16 protein-coding genes are annotated in these 15,987 nt (G+C 43.3%); 14 read left to right on the forward strand and 2 right to left on the reverse strand.

What is annotated here, in order from left to right; genetic code table 11:
- Positions 1 to 291: 291 nt before the first annotated feature.
- Positions 292 to 2,469 (reverse strand): T9SS type A sorting domain-containing protein, encoded by a 2,178-nt coding sequence (locus AC37HE_RS01445; RefSeq protein WP_500780992.1) that lies wholly within the window; start codon positions 2,467 to 2,469, stop codon positions 292 to 294.
- Between the two features lie 189 nt (positions 2,470 to 2,658).
- Here AC37HE_RS01445 and AC37HE_RS01450 point away from each other — a divergent pair, with 189 nt between their 5' ends.
- The 8 genes from AC37HE_RS01450 (at position 2,659) to elbB (ending at position 10,034) form a co-directional block, all read left to right on the forward strand.
- On the forward strand, positions 2,659 to 3,072 hold the full coding sequence (locus AC37HE_RS01450; RefSeq protein ID WP_500780993.1) for a threonyl-tRNA synthetase editing domain-containing protein: 414 nt from the start codon (positions 2,659 to 2,661) through the stop codon (positions 3,070 to 3,072).
- A gap of 58 nt (positions 3,073 to 3,130) precedes the next feature.
- A complete protein-coding gene (locus AC37HE_RS01455; protein ID WP_500780994.1) occupies positions 3,131 to 3,784 on the forward strand; it encodes a TatD family hydrolase in 654 nt (217 codons plus the stop codon).
- Complete coding sequence (locus tag AC37HE_RS01460) at positions 3,781 to 4,503, forward strand: tRNA threonylcarbamoyladenosine dehydratase (protein WP_500780995.1); 723 nt, start codon at positions 3,781 to 3,783, stop codon at positions 4,501 to 4,503. The genes AC37HE_RS01455 and AC37HE_RS01460 overlap by 4 nt, the downstream gene beginning before the upstream one ends.
- 39 nt (positions 4,504 to 4,542) lie before the next feature.
- Complete coding sequence (locus AC37HE_RS01465) at positions 4,543 to 5,286, forward strand: hypothetical protein (protein ID WP_500780996.1); 744 nt, start codon at positions 4,543 to 4,545, stop codon at positions 5,284 to 5,286.
- Between the two features lie 313 nt (positions 5,287 to 5,599).
- Complete coding sequence (locus tag AC37HE_RS01470; protein WP_500780997.1) at positions 5,600 to 6,943, forward strand: ACT domain-containing protein; 1,344 nt, start codon at positions 5,600 to 5,602, stop codon at positions 6,941 to 6,943.
- A gap of 40 nt (positions 6,944 to 6,983) precedes the next feature.
- Positions 6,984 to 8,285, forward strand: a complete 1,302-nt coding sequence (locus AC37HE_RS01475) for an O-acetylhomoserine aminocarboxypropyltransferase/cysteine synthase family protein (protein ID WP_500780998.1) — start codon at positions 6,984 to 6,986, stop codon at positions 8,283 to 8,285.
- Between the two features lie 62 nt (positions 8,286 to 8,347).
- On the forward strand, positions 8,348 to 9,265 hold the full coding sequence (metA, locus tag AC37HE_RS01480; protein WP_500780999.1) for a homoserine O-acetyltransferase MetA: 918 nt from the start codon (positions 8,348 to 8,350) through the stop codon (positions 9,263 to 9,265).
- A gap of 115 nt (positions 9,266 to 9,380) precedes the next feature.
- On the forward strand, positions 9,381 to 10,034 hold the full coding sequence (gene elbB / locus AC37HE_RS01485; protein WP_500781000.1) for an isoprenoid biosynthesis glyoxalase ElbB: 654 nt from the start codon (positions 9,381 to 9,383) through the stop codon (positions 10,032 to 10,034).
- Between the two features lie 47 nt (positions 10,035 to 10,081).
- On the opposite strand, the gene AC37HE_RS01490 is transcribed toward elbB, so the two are convergent.
- Positions 10,082 to 10,501 (reverse strand): acyl-CoA thioesterase, encoded by a 420-nt coding sequence (locus tag AC37HE_RS01490; RefSeq protein WP_500781001.1) that lies wholly within the window; start codon positions 10,499 to 10,501, stop codon positions 10,082 to 10,084.
- A 371-nt stretch (positions 10,502 to 10,872) separates the two neighbouring features.
- On the opposite strand from AC37HE_RS01490, the gene AC37HE_RS01495 reads away from it, so the two are divergent.
- From AC37HE_RS01495 to AC37HE_RS01520, 6 genes are all read left to right on the forward strand, one after another.
- Complete coding sequence (locus tag AC37HE_RS01495) at positions 10,873 to 12,183, forward strand: acetyl-CoA hydrolase/transferase family protein (protein ID WP_500781002.1); 1,311 nt, start codon at positions 10,873 to 10,875, stop codon at positions 12,181 to 12,183.
- Positions 12,184 to 12,373: 190 nt separating this feature from the next.
- Complete coding sequence (mce, locus tag AC37HE_RS01500) at positions 12,374 to 12,775, forward strand: methylmalonyl-CoA epimerase (RefSeq protein ID WP_500781003.1); 402 nt, start codon at positions 12,374 to 12,376, stop codon at positions 12,773 to 12,775.
- A 34-nt stretch (positions 12,776 to 12,809) separates the two neighbouring features.
- Entirely contained in the window at positions 12,810 to 14,369 is a 1,560-nt protein-coding gene (locus AC37HE_RS01505) for an acyl-CoA carboxylase subunit beta (protein ID WP_500781004.1), read from the forward strand.
- A 9-nt stretch (positions 14,370 to 14,378) separates the two neighbouring features.
- Complete coding sequence (locus AC37HE_RS01510; RefSeq protein WP_500781005.1) at positions 14,379 to 15,263, forward strand: OadG family transporter subunit; 885 nt, start codon at positions 14,379 to 14,381, stop codon at positions 15,261 to 15,263.
- A gap of 9 nt (positions 15,264 to 15,272) precedes the next feature.
- Positions 15,273 to 15,713, forward strand: coding sequence for an acetyl-CoA carboxylase biotin carboxyl carrier protein (locus AC37HE_RS01515; protein ID WP_500781006.1), 441 nt, complete (start codon positions 15,273 to 15,275; stop codon positions 15,711 to 15,713).
- A gap of 14 nt (positions 15,714 to 15,727) precedes the next feature.
- Positions 15,728 to 15,987: sodium ion-translocating decarboxylase subunit beta (locus AC37HE_RS01520; protein WP_500781007.1), on the forward strand; the 260-nt coding region annotated here is incomplete at its 3' end.

Here is a 15,987-nt window from a genome sequence, read left to right on the forward strand (position 1 = left end):
AACAATTTTAGCACGCGGAAACCGGTTTTAGCTTTTTTTCATTCAGCGGCGGCTCTTTTTGAATCCTTTTTCCAGCTGCAGGGAAAAAAGAATAGCCCGTGCGGCTTAAGAACAAAAGAAGAATAGAAAAAGAAAAGATCATTCAAACCATGTGGCGCATGCAAACGAACCACAATAAACAACATTCCCGGTGCGCCTGAATAGAAAGGGCTACCCAAGTCCAACGGACTTTCAGGTTCCAAGACAACCCGACAACTTCGGATAACGATGACAACCAGATGCTCGGGATTACTAATTGGCCAAATAAAGCACTTTAGCCTTGTATTGCTTGCCGGTTGAAGCATCAGTTAAGCGGACAATATAAATCCCGGGATGGAAACCGTCTAGGTTTAATATGATCCGGTCGGTTCCTTCAATGCTGTAATTTACCGGGTAAGCATTGCCCAATAAATCAAACAACTGCGGGTTTTCATACTGGCCATCCTGCTCGAAACGAATGGTTAGCTCCTGCCCGTAAGCCAAGGGATTGGGGTAAGCAACCCAGTTTACATCTTCGTTGTTAAAGGGATTATACTCTTCCGAATCGTCGTGATAGCAAACCAAAGCCTCCATAACGGCGGCCGATCCCGTAACCGAATTAGCCTTATCAAGGTAACTATACCAATCCCCGCCATCGCGAATAAAAAACGAATTGGTGCTACTTGTCCGGTCGGCCAGGTAAACGGCAAATTCATCGTTAGCCCCTAAGCTTTCAATCGACCAGGCCAGGTAGAAAGCCCCGGTGGTGGTCACTTCGCGGTCGAAGGCGAAATAATTCATCACCCCCTCTTCTACTCCGCTCAGGTCAAAATCCTGACTGTACAACAAATTGCCGGGCAGCGTTCCTCCTTCGTAAACCGATACCGTTAACAGCGCACTGTTTGAGACGATATTGGCCCGAGCCACTCCTAAATTCAACCCTTGAATTTTACAGGTATCGTTAAACTGAAAAGCCTCTGCAAACTCCGTGAATCCATACGCATTCGTTCCGCCGTAATAACCATCAGCTTCATTGGCGCTGTTAATTAATCCGTCGGTATAGTCGTCGTCATCGATCAAATTGGTTGTCATCGTACACTGTTCAGTAGCTGCATACGGATTATAGCCCGATAGTGCGTTTGCCCCGCCATCAGCAGGGTCCAGCCAGATTTTCAACTGCTGATCAGTCTCGGAATAGTGATCCCAGGCATACCGAAATTGCGCAAAATAGTCATCTACAGGATCGGCGCAGGTTGCATCACCACCAGTCAGCGACCCACGAACCCGCATGTGGGAGTCCAGGAGGCTGGCCCCCGACGAACCGGCTTCCGTAGTTCCTTCTTCCCAATCACCGATTTTCCAAAAAGCACCAGCCACATAATCGCTGGTGTACGAGGCGCGGCTTGGCGAGTCCCGATCAATGGCTACCTTCTTAATGTCACCCAACGGATGATGAATAGCAGCCGTAGAATCCGGTATTGTTGCCGAATGATCCCATCCCAAATAGTAAGGCTGAAAGCTTTTAGGCGGTGCAACGCTCAACTCAACGAGCGAAAAGTCCAGGTCTTGCGAGGTGGCTTTCAAACTACTGCCACTTAGTGAATTTTGCACTTCTCCATCAATGTTGCCGCAATAGGGCGATTCATAATTAAACAGGAAAACGCTCACTGCCGCATCGCTGGCATCTGTAATACAGTGGTGAGCCGTATACAGGTAGGGCGTTCCGTCGCGATTGGTATTATTCAGTAAACTTCCGGTGCAAAGTTCTGTTCCGTTAATCAAAATTCGGCACACTGCATTGGCAGCCTCCCTGTATTGGTTCAGGTAATCGCAATTGACATTTGCATTGCAGGCTCCCGACTCTCCCAACGGTCGCCGTCCGCCATTGGCAGCTTTCAAGCCCACAAAATCGTGGTTCACCGATTTCAGCTGCAGCTCCCCCGAAAACTCTGCATCGACAGGCTCTTCGTACTGCAAAACCAAACGATCGCCCGCCACGGGCATCGTTGCCAGTTTCAGGTCGGCTTTGTTATTATCGGCTGTAAAAGCACCGATTAAATCGCTCTGATCTTCCGAAAAAAGAAACAAGCGGGCCCCCTCGGGCAACCGATACCGGTCAAAAACCACGTTCAACGACAAAGCCCCGGGCGATGTCAAGCGCAATTGCCAAATCCGGTAATCACCTGCTTCGAACCATTGCCCCGAATTTTCCAAATTGAAATCAACCGGAATTGCATAAGCAAAGCGAAAAGCTTTTAAGGTGTTGGGCTCTTTTTGAAGTTGTTCAACCAGCTTAATCTCTTCGGAAGGGATCGTCAGCTCCTGAAAAGCATCGGAACGGGCAGATTTGACGATTTGCAGTGCTATGGGTTTTCCACCATGCGACAACTGCGCTTTCGCCGGAAAACAGGCGAGTAAGAAAAAAAGCAAGGGGATGTATTTAATCTGCATAGTTTTAACGAGGGTTTAACCAAAAATAAAAAATTCGGTTGGATTAGCTGTTTTTTGTTGAAACAAAATAGCGAATGGCATTAATCCATGCTTTTGGAATGAAAAAAATGAGCTTATAACCAACCGATATCACAAATACTTCAGACGAATTTAACCTGTAAAGCTGATCTTTCCTTATTTTTGAGAGATATGAAAGTACTTGTCATGTATGTAAACCGCTTTGGGTACAAAACAGCGGAAAAGAACCTGGAAAGCATGCAGGATTTGGAGGAATCGAAGGAATACACCGATGCCATCCTGGCTTTTATCCAGGTTGAAGAAAAAGATGAAGCCAAAGATGTTGGCAGTCGCGAAAAGAAATTGGTCAACCATCTGAAATGGACAGCCCGAAAAAATCAGGCCAACCGGATTATCCTGCATTCATTTGCCCACTTGTCGGAGTCGAAAGCGTCGGTTCCGTTTACCCACGAGTTGTTTAACTTAGCTGAAAAGCGGCTTCAAAATGCCGGTTACGAAACAGCCCAAACACCATTTGGCTATTTCCTCGACCTGCAGATCGATGCTCCCGGCTTTTCTTTAGCCCGCATCTGGGCCGACTTGTAAAGCTGGTTACTGGTTACTGGTTACTAGTTGTTGGAATTTGAACATTAGAACTTCGAACTTGAAACTCATCAATCTCCATAGTCATTTTGAGTTACCGGGCGAACAGCTTGGGTTGGTGAATCATTCCGTGCTGCTTCCGTTCGAACCTAAGGCCGATCAATCTTATTCGGTTGGCTTACATCCCTGGGATTTGGATCAGGCCACAGGTCGCCGATGGCTGGAAAAACTGGAGTCGCAAGTAAACCATCCCCAAGTACTGGCTGTGGGCGAATGTGGGTTGGATCGTAGCCTGGAAACGCCAATAGACCGGCAGCTGGACTATTTTCTATCACAGGTTGAATTGGCTGACAAATACGCCAAACCGCTGATTTTGCACGCCGTTCGCAGCTATTCGGACCTTCTTCAACTAAAAAAACAACGCCCCACTTCCACTCCATGGATTTTGCATGGCTACCAGGGAAATGCCGAAACAACCAAACAGTTGTCCCGTCTGGGATTTTGCTTTTCAATTGGCACAGCCCTGCTGAACGATCGGGATAAACTCAATCAAAGTTTAGCAGCCATTCCGGCTGATCAGCTATTTTTCGAAACCGACGAGAGTACGGTAAATATTGAAAGTATTTATATTTTTGCCGCCAAACAGTTGAACATCCCGCTGCAAAAGCTGCAGCAACAAGTATTTGACAATTTTCAACGATTATTTAGACAATGAAGAACTGGCAGGAACGTACCCTACTGATGTTGGGTGAAGAAGGATTGGCAAAATTAACCAATGCACATGTTTTAGTGGTTGGTTTGGGAGGTGTAGGTGCTTATGCGGCTGAGCAGATTTGTAGGGCCGGCGTAGGTAAAATGACGATCGTTGATGGCGATGTGGTGGAAGCGACCAACCGCAACCGGCAGCTCCCGGCACTCATCAGCAACGATGGAAAGCCGAAAGCCGAAATTATGGGCGAACGTTTTCGCGACATTAACCCCACTATTGAGCTTAAGGTGATCAACGAGTACCTGAAAGATGATCGGATGATCGAGATTCTGGAAGCCGATCAGTACGACTATGTCGTGGATGCCATCGATACGTTGTCGCCGAAAGTATTCCTGATTTACCACAGTGTACAACGGAATATTCCCATTGTCAGTTCCATGGGTGCAGGGGGTAAGTTCGATCCCTCACAGATTCAAAACTCCGACATCTCGAAATCGTACAACTGTAAGTTAGCCCGCATGTTGCGAAAACGCCTGTATAAGCTGGGTATTCGCAAGGGAGTTCAGGTTGTTTTTTCACCTGAAGATGTGGATAAGGATCGTGTTCGGATTGAGGAAGGCAGAAACAAGAAATCAGCCGTTGGTACAATCTCCTACATGCCCCCGCTGTTTGGTTGTCACATTGCCTCGGTTGTTATCCGAAATTTACTGGGAGAAAAGAGTTAACTGGCACAATAGTTGAGTAAACGCTTAAAAACGAAAGCCATGAAAAAAGTGGTCACCCTGTTTTTCTTAATTGCTGCAGCAACCGTAATCCTGTCTTCTTGTGCCGGCACCCGGAGTATTACCCAGGTACTACCCGATCAAGAGCCTGGCAAATGGCTTTACGGACAAGCAATTCTGTGTGATTCTATCTTCGGAGTTTCTTATGAAGTGGGCTTCGACCGGATACAGGACGGGAATTACTTTTTCGACTTTCACATTACCAACCGATCAAATATGCCTTTGGTGATTGACCCTCAGCAATTCAAATGCCAGGCTTATGATGCTTTGATGAATCCCCAAACAGCAGAACCGGTTGCAGCCATCGATCCGGAACAAAAAATAGCACAATACAATATGAGCATCGCTCGCAAGGAAGCTGTGGCTAAAAACCATATCGGGAATGTACTCCTTGGCATTGGTGCCGCAGTCGCAGCGGATGCCATAATTGGTAATGATTATCACCGTGACACTGAAGGACTTCGCTATGCGGTGACCGAAGGCATTATGGCAACAGCAGTCACAGCAAGCGACCGCGCCAGGTTTGAAGCAAAGAATTTAAATGAACTCAAGCAAGCCTGGGAGAACAATACGATTCGAAAAACAACGCTTGAAACGAACTATACCATGCACGGCAAAGTGTTTTTCCCGGCAACGCCCAATGCCAGTTATCTAAAGATTTTCATTCCGGTTGACGATCAAACGCTGGAGTTTGATTTTAAACAAGTTCAGGTTCCGGCGAATTAGGAATAGCGGATTAATCGCTCCCCGATATTCAAAAAACGACTTAGCTATTTTTATTTTTTCTAAATAAGACGTTGGTATTCTTAAAACTATTTTCTAGGTTTGTCGTGTAATATCACAAAAAGGATGAGTAACAGCTATACATATCTACCTACTGCAAACATCAGCACCATGATGTTTACTGCTGTTTTCATGCCATCCATGTCTATGTGCATGCGATAGCCTTCATTCGGTATTCACCTGAGTACGGATTGAAGGCGTTCAAGATTTCTCCACAAAAAATTTCAATCGTTTTATTTTCAAAAAATAGAAGGCTATGCCCGAATGTATTGTCCGGTTTAGCGGTAACAATTTGAAGAAACCGCATATTATCAATAGTTTGGTAAATCTGCTTACCAAAGCGAACGAGAAACATCTTTTAGTCATATCTGCTCCTGGTGAAATCCAGAACCTGTTGACACAGGGGCTGGTGCCACTGCTGGCATCATCAGGAAATCCGAAAAGTCTGATTTCCCGGATAAAGGCAGAAACTGACAAAATCATACAAACGTACGGACTGGATATTTGTCCGAATTTGGAGGAAACACTTCGTAAGCTGGATATCCTGTTGCAAGGAATCCATTTTACAGGTGACTTCTCTCCCGCTTTGCAAGATCAGGTGATTTCCTTTGCTGAAAAAATTGCAACACTACTTTTAGCAGCCATCCTCAAGCAAAATAAACTCAATTCTCAAATCATTTTTCCTGAAGAACTGGGGCTTTTAGTCAGTGATGAGTATGGAAATGCCAGTATTTACATCGATCAATCAAGCTCGGCAATTAAAGCACATGATTTTGGTTCGATTACACTCATCCCGGGTTCGGTTGGTAAAACAAAGCATGGGAAGATTGCACGAATCGGAGACCGTGCTGCCGATTATACGGCTGCCGCTTTAGCCTCCATATTCAATACCGACCGGTTGGAACTATGGCAAATACGTACTCCATTCAAAACAGCCGATGAAAACTTTGTTGAGCAAGCGGATTATATTGAAAGTCTGACTTATGCCGAAGCATCAGAACTATCCTATTTTAACTACTCGAGTATTCACCCGCGTATTGTTGAGCCCCTGGCAGACAAACATATTCCGATTTTAGTGTACGATCTGCAGGATGGTCAAAAGATTCTTCGCACACGCATTAACTCAAAAAGCATTGTTTCGCCCCATGTTGTTAAGAGTGTCGCTCATACCGACGATATTGCCATCCTGAAGCTGAATGGCCCGGGGGTTGGTTTCAAGCCGGGAATTTTAGCGAAAATAACCAGCGCATTTAGTAAAAACCAGATCAACATCCGATCTGTTATTACTGCACAAACCAGCATTAATATTCTAATTGACAAAGCAGCTGTGAAACGTGTAAAACAAATTACGGAAGATCTGAAGTTACCCTCAGTCAGCCAGATCGAAATTACCGATCAGGTTTCTTTGATCGCCATCGTTGGCCACGGCATGCAGGCCCACCATGGAATTTCTTCCTTGCTGTTTTCGGCCGTATCGAATAATAAAATCAATGTATTACTAAGTGGTTCGGGAGCATCGGACCTGGTTAGTTACCTGGTGATTGACGAGAACGATAAACCGAAGGCCATCAAGGAGATCCACAAGACCTTCTTCAATTAAAAAGACGATACAATATTTCAAATACCTAAAAACAAAAACAATGACAAGTAAAAATTTGAAATTCGAGACGCTGCAGCTACATGCAGGTCAAGAAGTTGATCCGACAACCGGATCCCGGGCTGTGCCGATCTACCAAACAACATCTTATGTATTCGAAAATTCAGAGCAAGCAGCCAATCGCTTTGCGCTAAGTGAATTCGGAAACATTTACACCAGACTGATGAATCCGACATCAGATGTGTTTGAAAAACGAATTGCTGCTCTTGAAGGTGGTGTAGCTGCATTGTCGGTTGCTTCGGGCCACGCTGCACAATTTCTGGTTTGCAGTACCTTGATGACGCAAGGCGATAATATTGTCAGCTCCCCGTATTTGTATGGCGGGACTTACAATCAATTCGCAGTGACCTTTAAAAATTTTGGCTGGGATACACGCTTTACCAAAGACCTGAAAGCCGAGTCTTTTGAAGCCCTGATTGATGAAAAAACCAAAATCATTTACCTGGAAACCATTGGTAACCCTGGTTTTGTAATTCCAGACTTTGACGCGATTGCTGCGGTGGCAAAGAAATACGACATTCCACTGGTTGTCGATAATACCTTTGCTGGTGGTGGTTACCTGTTCAGACCAATCGAGCACGGAGCAAATATTGTTGTTGAATCGGCCACTAAATGGATTGGCGGTCACGGAACCAGTTTGGGCGGCGTTATTGTTGATGCCGGAAACTACAACTGGGGAAATGGGAAATTCCCAAGTTTCACAGAGCCGTCTGAGGGTTATCATGGTTTAAAGTTCTGGGATATTTTTAACTTTGACGGCCCGTTTGGGAATATTGCTTTTATAATTAAAGCACGTGTTGAAGGCTTACGTGATTTCGGACCTGCTCCGAGTCCATTCAACTCCTTCTTGTTGTTGCAAGGACTGGAAACCTTGTCGTTAAGAATGGAACGCCATGTTGAAAATGCGCAGAAGCTGGCAGAATGGCTCGAAAACCATCCGAAGGTTGAAAGCGTGAACTACCCGGGTTTAAAAAGCAATCCATCGTACGAACTGGCACAGAAATATTTGACCAAAGGTGCAGGAAGCATGCTTTCGTTAATTGTAAAAGGCGGCGTTGAAGAAGCCAAGAAAATTGTGGAAAGCCTTGAACTGGTAAGCCACCTGGCCAATGTTGGAGATGCGAAGACCCTGATTATTCAACCGGCTGCAACAACGCACCAGCAGTTATCAGCCGAGGCACAATTAGCAGCGGGAGTTTACCCGGCACAACTGCGCATTTCGGTCGGTCTCGAACATATCGACGATATTATCGCTGATTTCGAACAGGCCTTGAATAAGATTTAATTTGAAATAAGGATAGCCCGGAGATCTAAGCTCCGGGCACCATTTAAGAAAAGGAATTTGTTATGCCATTAAATATTCCGGATAAGTTACCAGCAATTGAAATGCTGTTGAAGGAAAACATTTTCGTAATTGATCAGACGCGGGCGTCTCAACAAGATATTCGCCCGTTGAGAATTGCGATTTTGAACCTGATGCCGCTAAAAATTACAACGGAAACCGATTTACTTCGTGTGTTGTCTAACTCGCCATTGCAGATTGAGATTGAGTTCCTGAAAATTAAGGATCATGAACACAAGCACACTTCCGCCGAGCACATGGCTCAGTTCTACAAGACTTTCGACGAAATTAAAGCGCGAAAATTTGATGGTATGATTATCACCGGAGCACCGGTTGAACATCTTCCTTTCGAAGAGGTGACCTATTGGAACGAAGTTCAGGAAATTATGAACTGGACGCTTACCAATGTTACTTCAACACTATTTATCTGCTGGGCATCGCAAGCTGCCTTGTTTCATTTTTATGGTGTGCCGAAGCATCCGCTGGAGAATAAAATGTTTGGCGTGTTCAAACACCGCATTTCAGATCGTAAAATACCGATCTTCCGTGGGTTTGATGATGAATACTATGTTCCCCACTCTCGCCATACAGAAGTCCGCGCCGAGGATATTCTAAAGGTTGAAGGACTGGATATCATTTCAAGTTCTGAAGAGTCAGGGGTAAATATGGTTATGGCGAAAAATGGCCGTCAAATATTCATCACCGGCCATGCCGAATATTCGCGCATGACCCTGGATAGTGAATACAAGAGAGATGTCGAGAGAAATTTACCCATCGAAATTCCGGTAAATTATTATCCGGACAACGATCCCCGGCAAACCCCAGTCCTACGCTGGCGATCGGCAGCCGATTTGTTATTTACCAACTGGTTGAACTACTACGTTTACCAGGAAACACCTTACGATTTAGAGCAGATAAAATAATTCAGTAAATCAGTATTACTGCATAGCAATCAAAGCCTCCCGTATTTCAAAACTACCGGAGGCTTTTTTGTTCTTTCAAAAATTAGCTAAATTTAGAAAAACTAAAACTTCAAGAATGACAAATAAAAAGATAGCAGTTGTATTGTCCGGTTGCGGAGTGTACGACGGTTCAGAGATTCATGAGGCAACACTGACCATGCTCGCTATTGCCAAACAGGGTGCCAGTTATACCCTATTCGCCCCTAACATTACACAATATCATGTTATCAATCACCTTACCGGTGAAGAAATGGACGAAAGCCGAAATGTATTAGTTGAATCGGCCCGAATAGCCCGTGGTCAAATTTCAGACCTCAAGGATTACAATCCGGCAGATTTTGATGCGATTGTATTTCCGGGTGGATTTGGAGCTGCCAAAAACCTCAGCACACTTGCTTTCGACGGTCCCGAATGTACGGTAAAAGAAGACGTGGTGAATGCCGTTAAAGCAACAGCCAAAGCCGGAAAGCCAATCGGTGCATTATGCATCGCTCCTGCTGTTATCACGCGCATTCTTGGCAATATTGACGTAACCATAGGTGATGATCCCGGCACAGCGAAAGCTATTGAAAAAATGGGAGGTAAACACATCAGAACAACGCATGGCGAAATTGTGATCGACCGAAATTACAGGGTTGTTACAACACCGTGCTACATGCTTGATGCCACCATTGACCAAATTGAGGTTGGTGCCAGAAATGTCGTTAAGACAATACTTTCAATGTCCTGAAAAAGTAATTATGCTCCTGCTTTTGCGGGCAGGAGCATAATCATTCCTTAATAATTAACAACACCTTTAGGTTCTGTCAATTTAAGGTGCTCATAAAGTTGTTTTCTGATTACATCGGGAATTCTGGTTGATTTTTGTTCTTTGAAATCATAGTGAATAAGAACCGTCTTCCCTCTCGCTCCAACTTTCCCCTTTTGATAGGCTTCCTGAACAATCTCAAATGAAGAATTTCCGATACGTTCGATCCAGGTTCGGATTTCTACCTCTCCATTGTAATACATTTGCGATATAAAATCGATTTCGTAACGAGCTAAAATCAGGTTCCAGTTTTTGACCGTTTGTTCAGGGTTAAATATGCTAAAAAGAGGATTTCTGGCCAGCTCAAACCAGGTTGGCATTACCGTATTATTCACATGTCCTAGCCCGTCAATCTCACCAAACCTTGGGGTAACTTTCATTGCAAACATAATCTCTAATTTTAAATTAAAATTGAGGATGAGCCGAAAATCAGGCACATCAAATTGTTTTCCGCTTATGTGATTTGATTAGCAAATTCCTTCCATTTAATTTACAGGAAAGTGGAAACAGCAACAAGCAGTTCCACGTAGTTTATTGGCGAGTGCAGGTTGAATTTTGATTAAAAATCATAAAAAAATCAATTAAAGAGTTAGGGGTCTTTTTATAATATTGGTTTTTCAAGGGATTTCTTAACATTTAATTTAGATTTAACGGCCTTTCATTAAAACGGGTTTAAATAAGGAGTTTTCTCCAAGCCTGCCTATCGATTTTTTTATCTTTACGAAACAAATTACAGAGCAAATTATACTATTTCTTCATTATGAAACAAATCAAATACGTTACACCCGAAGAGGCTGTAAAAGTTATAAAATCCGGAGATCGTGTTCATCTAAGTAGTGTGGCAGTTACCCCACATACGCTTATTAAGCCCATGGTTGAGCGTGGTCGGAACGGAGAACTTTACGATGTAAAAATTCAGCACATCCATGTTGAAGGGAACCTGGAATATGCGAATCCTGAATTTGAAGGGATTTTCGTATCAGAGCAATTCTTCGTTGGTGCTAACTTGCGTAAACAAACGCAAGCTGGTTATGCCGACTATGTTCCTGTATTCCTGAGTGAAACACAAAAATTGATTCGTGATGGTTATTGCAAGGTAAACGTAGCAATGATCATGTGTTCTGTACCCGACAAGCATGGCTATGTTTCACTGGGTACCTCAGTTGATGCGACTTTAGCCGCTATCGAAACTGCAGATGTTGTTATTGCAGCTGTTAACCCGAACGTTCCTCGTGCATTTGGTGACGCCATGATCAACATCGACGATATCGACATTTTCGTTGAAGACGATATCGAGCTTTATGCTCACGGTATGGCTCCACTTTCGGAAACAGACATCCAAATTGGTAAAAATGTTGCTGAATTGGTTGAAGATGGTGCTTGTTTGCAAATGGGTATCGGCGGTATTCCAAACGCAGTTTTAGCCCAATTGGGTAACCACAAAGACCTGGGAGTACACACTGAAATGTTTGCCGATGGTATTCTTCCTTTGGTTGAAAAGGGTGTTGTAACCGGTAAACGTAAAAACCTGGACAAAGGTAAAATGGTTGCTTCGTTCCTGATGGGTACGAAAGATCTTTACGACTTCATCGACGACAACCCACGGGTAGCCATGATGGATGTAGGTTACACAAACAGCGTAAGCGTAATTCGCCAGTTGGATAAATTGACTGCAATTAACTCGGCGTTGGCAATCGACTTAACCGGACAGGTTTGTGCTGACTCTATCGGAACAAAACACTACTCAGGTGTTGGTGGTCAAATCGACTTCATCCGCGGTGCCGGCTATTCTAAAGGTGGTAAACCAATCATCGCACTTCCTTCTGTAACAGCAAAAGGAGTTTCTAAAATTTCTCCAATTTTGTTACCAGGATCGGGTGTTGTTAGTACACGCTCAAATATGCACTGGGTTGTAACAGAATTTGGTGCTGTTAACCTGTATGGAAAAACATTACAAGAACGTGCAAAAATGTTGATTTCAATTGCTCACCCTAACCATCGGGAGTCTCTTGATCAGGCAGCGTTTGAGCGGTTCGGATCTCATTTCCACTTTGTAAAAAAAGAATACTAAAATAAAAGGCAAGCACTCTCATGGTGCTTGCCTTTAACTAATAAAACAAAGCATCAAACTTATGTAGATATGACAACATACCCACATAAGTTTTTTCAGCTTATTTTTTCGAATATTTGGATGTTTTGTTTTAACCTAAACATTTAGATTTTTATATCACATATTATATTCACATTAATTACTCATTAAAATGAAAATATCTCACATTGAACACATTGGAATCGCTGTAGAAAGCTTAGACGAAGCTATACCTTACTACGAAAAAGTATTAGGTCTAAAATGCTATAACGTCGAAGAAGTCGCTGATCAGAAGGTAAAAACAGCTTTCTTCAAAGTAGGAGAAGTTAAAATTGAATTGTTGGAATCAACTGACCCGGAAGGCCCAATTGGTAAATTCGTCGAAAAGAAAGGTCAAGGTATTCATCACCTTGCATTTGCCGTTGATGGCGTAGACGAAGCACTGACTGAAGTTGAAGCAAACGGTGTTAGATTGATCGACAAAACATCCCGCAAAGGAGCAGAAGGATTGAAAATCGGTTTCTTACACCCAAAATCTACTTTAGGTGTATTAACTGAACTTTGCTGCGAATAATTTCTGTACTTCTCAATCTTTGAATGAAATAGCAATGAACAATCAAGATAAAATCAAACATCTCATCGAACTTCGCGCTGAAGCGAAGCTTGGAGGTGGTGAAAAAAGAATAGAAAAACAACACGAGAAAGGAAAATACACGGCTCGTGAGCGTATCGAAATGCTTTTGGATGAAGGTAGTTTCGAAGAGTTTGACATGTTCGTAAAACACCGCTGTACCAACTTTGGTATGGAAAAAAACAAATTTTTGGGTGATGGTGTTGTTACCGGACAAGGTACAATTGATGGACGTTTAGTCTACATCTTTGCACAAGACTTCACTGTTTTCGGAGGATCACTGTCAGAAACATTTGCTGCGAAGATTTGTAAAATCATGGATATGGCCCTGAAAATGGGAGCTCCGGTTATCGGTATTAACGACTCCGGTGGTGCTCGTATTCAGGAAGGTGTAACAGCATTGTCTGGTTATACTGAGATTTTCCAACGCAATATCATGGCATCAGGTGTTGTTCCTCAGATATCAGCAATCTTTGGACCTTGCGCCGGTGGTGCTGTGTACTCTCCTGCCCTGACTGACTTCATCATGATGACCAAGGACCAATCTTACATGTTTGTCACGGGTCCTAAGGTGGTAAAAACAGTTACCGGCGAGGTTGTAACTGATGCTCAGTTGGGTGGTGCTTCTGTTCACGGTTCTAAATCAGGTGTTTCTCACTTCATCGCAGAAGATGAAGAAGAAGGTATCTCTCTACTCCGCAAGCTGTTGAGCTACTTACCACAAAACAACCTGGAAGATGCTCCAATCTACCCTTGCGACGATCCAATCGATCGTTTGGAGGATTCCTTGAACGAAGTAATTCCGGACAATCCCAATAAACCATACGACGTAAAAGATGTCATTCACTCGATTACTGACTACGGCGAGTTTCTTGAAGTACACCGGAACTATGCACAAAACATTGTTGTTGGTTTCGCTCGTTTCAATGGTATTTCAGTAGGTATTGTTGCTAACCAGCCAAACTACCTGGCCGGTGTATTGGATATCAATGCTTCTCGTAAAGCTGCCCGTTTCGTACGTTTCTGCGACGCATTCAACATTCCGTTGGTAACATTAGTGGATGTTCCTGGATTTTTACCTGGTACAGCACAGGAATATGGTGGTATTATCACACACGGAGCTAAATTGTTATTTGCTTACGGTGAAGCTACTGTTCCTAAAGTAACCATCATCCTGCGTAAATCTTATGGTGGTGCTTATTGTGTAATGAGTTCCAAGCACCTGCGCGGTGACTTGAACTACTCATGGCCAACAGGTGAAATCGCAGTTATGGGACCTAAAGGTGCAATTGAAGTACTTCAAAGCAAAAAAATCCGTGAAATTGAGGATCCTGCAGAACGTACTAAATTCATCGCTGAAGCAGAGGCAGAATACAAGGACAAATTTGCAAACCCGTATAATGCGGCGCAATATGGCTACATCGATGATGTAATTGAACCACGTAATACGCGTTTCCGGATTATTCGTGCATTACAGTCTTTAGCAACCAAGAAAGACATGATGCCTCCTAAAAAGCACTCCAATATCCCATTATAAAACAAGATCATGCAAAGAAAATCCAAATCTTTATTTGCCGGGATCATTGTTTTATTATTCGTAGCCGCCTCAAACGCCTTGTTTGCTCAGGGGGCTTCGGATTTGAAATTTAATGAGATCCTGATCCACAACGAATCTAATTTCATGGACGAGTATGGACAACGTAGTCCATGGTTGGAGATTGTAAACTCATCCTACAATAAAGTGAATATCGGGGGATGCTATTTAACCAATGATAAAGAGGATCCCAAGAAATATTGGATCCCGAACAATTCACCGGAAACCCTAATGCCACCACGCGGATTTATTGTGTTCTTTGCCGACGCAAAACCATCTCGAGGTATTTTTCACTTAAACTTCAAACTCAGTGAGGGAGAGACAGTTTATTTGTATGATGCCAATGGCAGAACCTTGATCGATGAACTTAAGATTCCCACAGGTTTAGCTGCCGATATGGTTTACTACCGTAAAGAGATTGACAGCGATCAATGGGCTACAAGCGACAAATCAACTCCTCGTTCGGATAACGACCATAGTCACAGAGCATCTGCCGGAGAGAAATTTGTAAAGCACGACCCAAGTGGTATCGGAATGGTTATCGTTGCCATGTCAGTCGTATTTTGTGCCTTGGCACTGCTGTTCATATTCTATATGTTTATCGGACGTAAATTCCATAAACGGAAAGTGCAAACAGACGCTACAGGAAAAGACAAGACAAGCACTGATGATCAGTTGTCAGGAGAAGTCAATGCAGCAATAGCGATGGCTTTGCACCTGCACTTCGAGGAACAACACGACTACGAAAACACGGTATTGACCATTAAAAAAGTAGCAAGAACATATTCTCCATGGAGCTCTAAGATCTATACACTAAGAAAACATCCACGTTTATAAACCTTGAATATGAAAAAATATAAATTTACTATAAACGGCAACGAATACGAAACAGAAATCCTGAGCATTGAGGATAATGTTGCCGAGATTGAAGTAAATGGTTCTTTATATAAAGTAGAACTGACCACTGAAATCAAAACTCAAAAGACACCAAAACTAGTTCGCCAAAGAGCTGTTCCTTCAACTGATGTACACCCATCTGTTGCAAAAACCAGCAGTCCGAGTGCACCAAAAGGATCGGGAACAATTAAATCTCCGCTTCCTGGTACAATCCTCGAAGTTTTTGTCAAAGAAGGAGACGTGGTTAAACGCGGCGACAAGGTACTCATGTTAGAAGCCATGAAAATGGAAAATAACATTGAAGCCGACAAAGACGGAAAAATCGTTTCCATTCATAAGCAAAAAGGTGACGCCGTAATGGAAGGTGACATCTTAATCACGATCGAATAAAAAGGAGATAAAAAATGGAGACATCTTTTCTGGATTTCATTATAGAACACCTGGGACAATTTCTTCAGTTTACTGCCTTTGCTAACCTTACAGTAGGTCACTTAATAATGATTGCTGTAGGCTTGGTTTTTATCTATTTGGCAATTGCTAAAGAATTTGAGCCCATGCTGCTTATACCGATCGGATTCGGTATTATTGTCGGCAATATTGCTTTCACGCCTGGCTTTAAAATTGGTATTTATGAATCAGGTAGTGTACTCAACTATTTATACTT

It is taken from the genome of Mangrovibacterium sp. (assembly GCF_059905295.1).

Bases quoted from the DNA above. Each gene is read 5' to 3' on its own strand.
- AC37HE_RS01445 (WP_500780992.1), bottom strand. From the start codon at position 2,469: ATGCAGATTAAATACATCCCCTTGCTTTTTTTCTTACTCGCCTGTTTT.
- AC37HE_RS01450 (WP_500780993.1), top strand. From the start codon at position 2,659: ATGAAAGTACTTGTCATGTATGTAAACCGCTTTGGGTACAAAACAGCG.
- AC37HE_RS01460 (WP_500780995.1), top strand. From the start codon at position 3,781: ATGAAGAACTGGCAGGAACGTACCCTACTGATGTTGGGTGAAGAAGGA.
- AC37HE_RS01465 (WP_500780996.1), top strand. From the start codon at position 4,543: ATGAAAAAAGTGGTCACCCTGTTTTTCTTAATTGCTGCAGCAACCGTA.
- AC37HE_RS01470 (WP_500780997.1), top strand. From the start codon at position 5,600: ATGCCCGAATGTATTGTCCGGTTTAGCGGTAACAATTTGAAGAAACCG.
- AC37HE_RS01475 (WP_500780998.1), top strand. From the start codon at position 6,984: ATGACAAGTAAAAATTTGAAATTCGAGACGCTGCAGCTACATGCAGGT.
- metA (WP_500780999.1), top strand. From the start codon at position 8,348: ATGCCATTAAATATTCCGGATAAGTTACCAGCAATTGAAATGCTGTTG.
- elbB (WP_500781000.1), top strand. From the start codon at position 9,381: ATGACAAATAAAAAGATAGCAGTTGTATTGTCCGGTTGCGGAGTGTAC.
- AC37HE_RS01490 (WP_500781001.1), bottom strand. From the start codon at position 10,501: ATGTTTGCAATGAAAGTTACCCCAAGGTTTGGTGAGATTGACGGGCTA.
- AC37HE_RS01495 (WP_500781002.1), top strand. From the start codon at position 10,873: ATGAAACAAATCAAATACGTTACACCCGAAGAGGCTGTAAAAGTTATA.
- mce (WP_500781003.1), top strand. From the start codon at position 12,374: ATGAAAATATCTCACATTGAACACATTGGAATCGCTGTAGAAAGCTTA.
- AC37HE_RS01505 (WP_500781004.1), top strand. From the start codon at position 12,810: ATGAACAATCAAGATAAAATCAAACATCTCATCGAACTTCGCGCTGAA.
- AC37HE_RS01510 (WP_500781005.1), top strand. From the start codon at position 14,379: ATGCAAAGAAAATCCAAATCTTTATTTGCCGGGATCATTGTTTTATTA.
- AC37HE_RS01515 (WP_500781006.1), top strand. From the start codon at position 15,273: ATGAAAAAATATAAATTTACTATAAACGGCAACGAATACGAAACAGAA.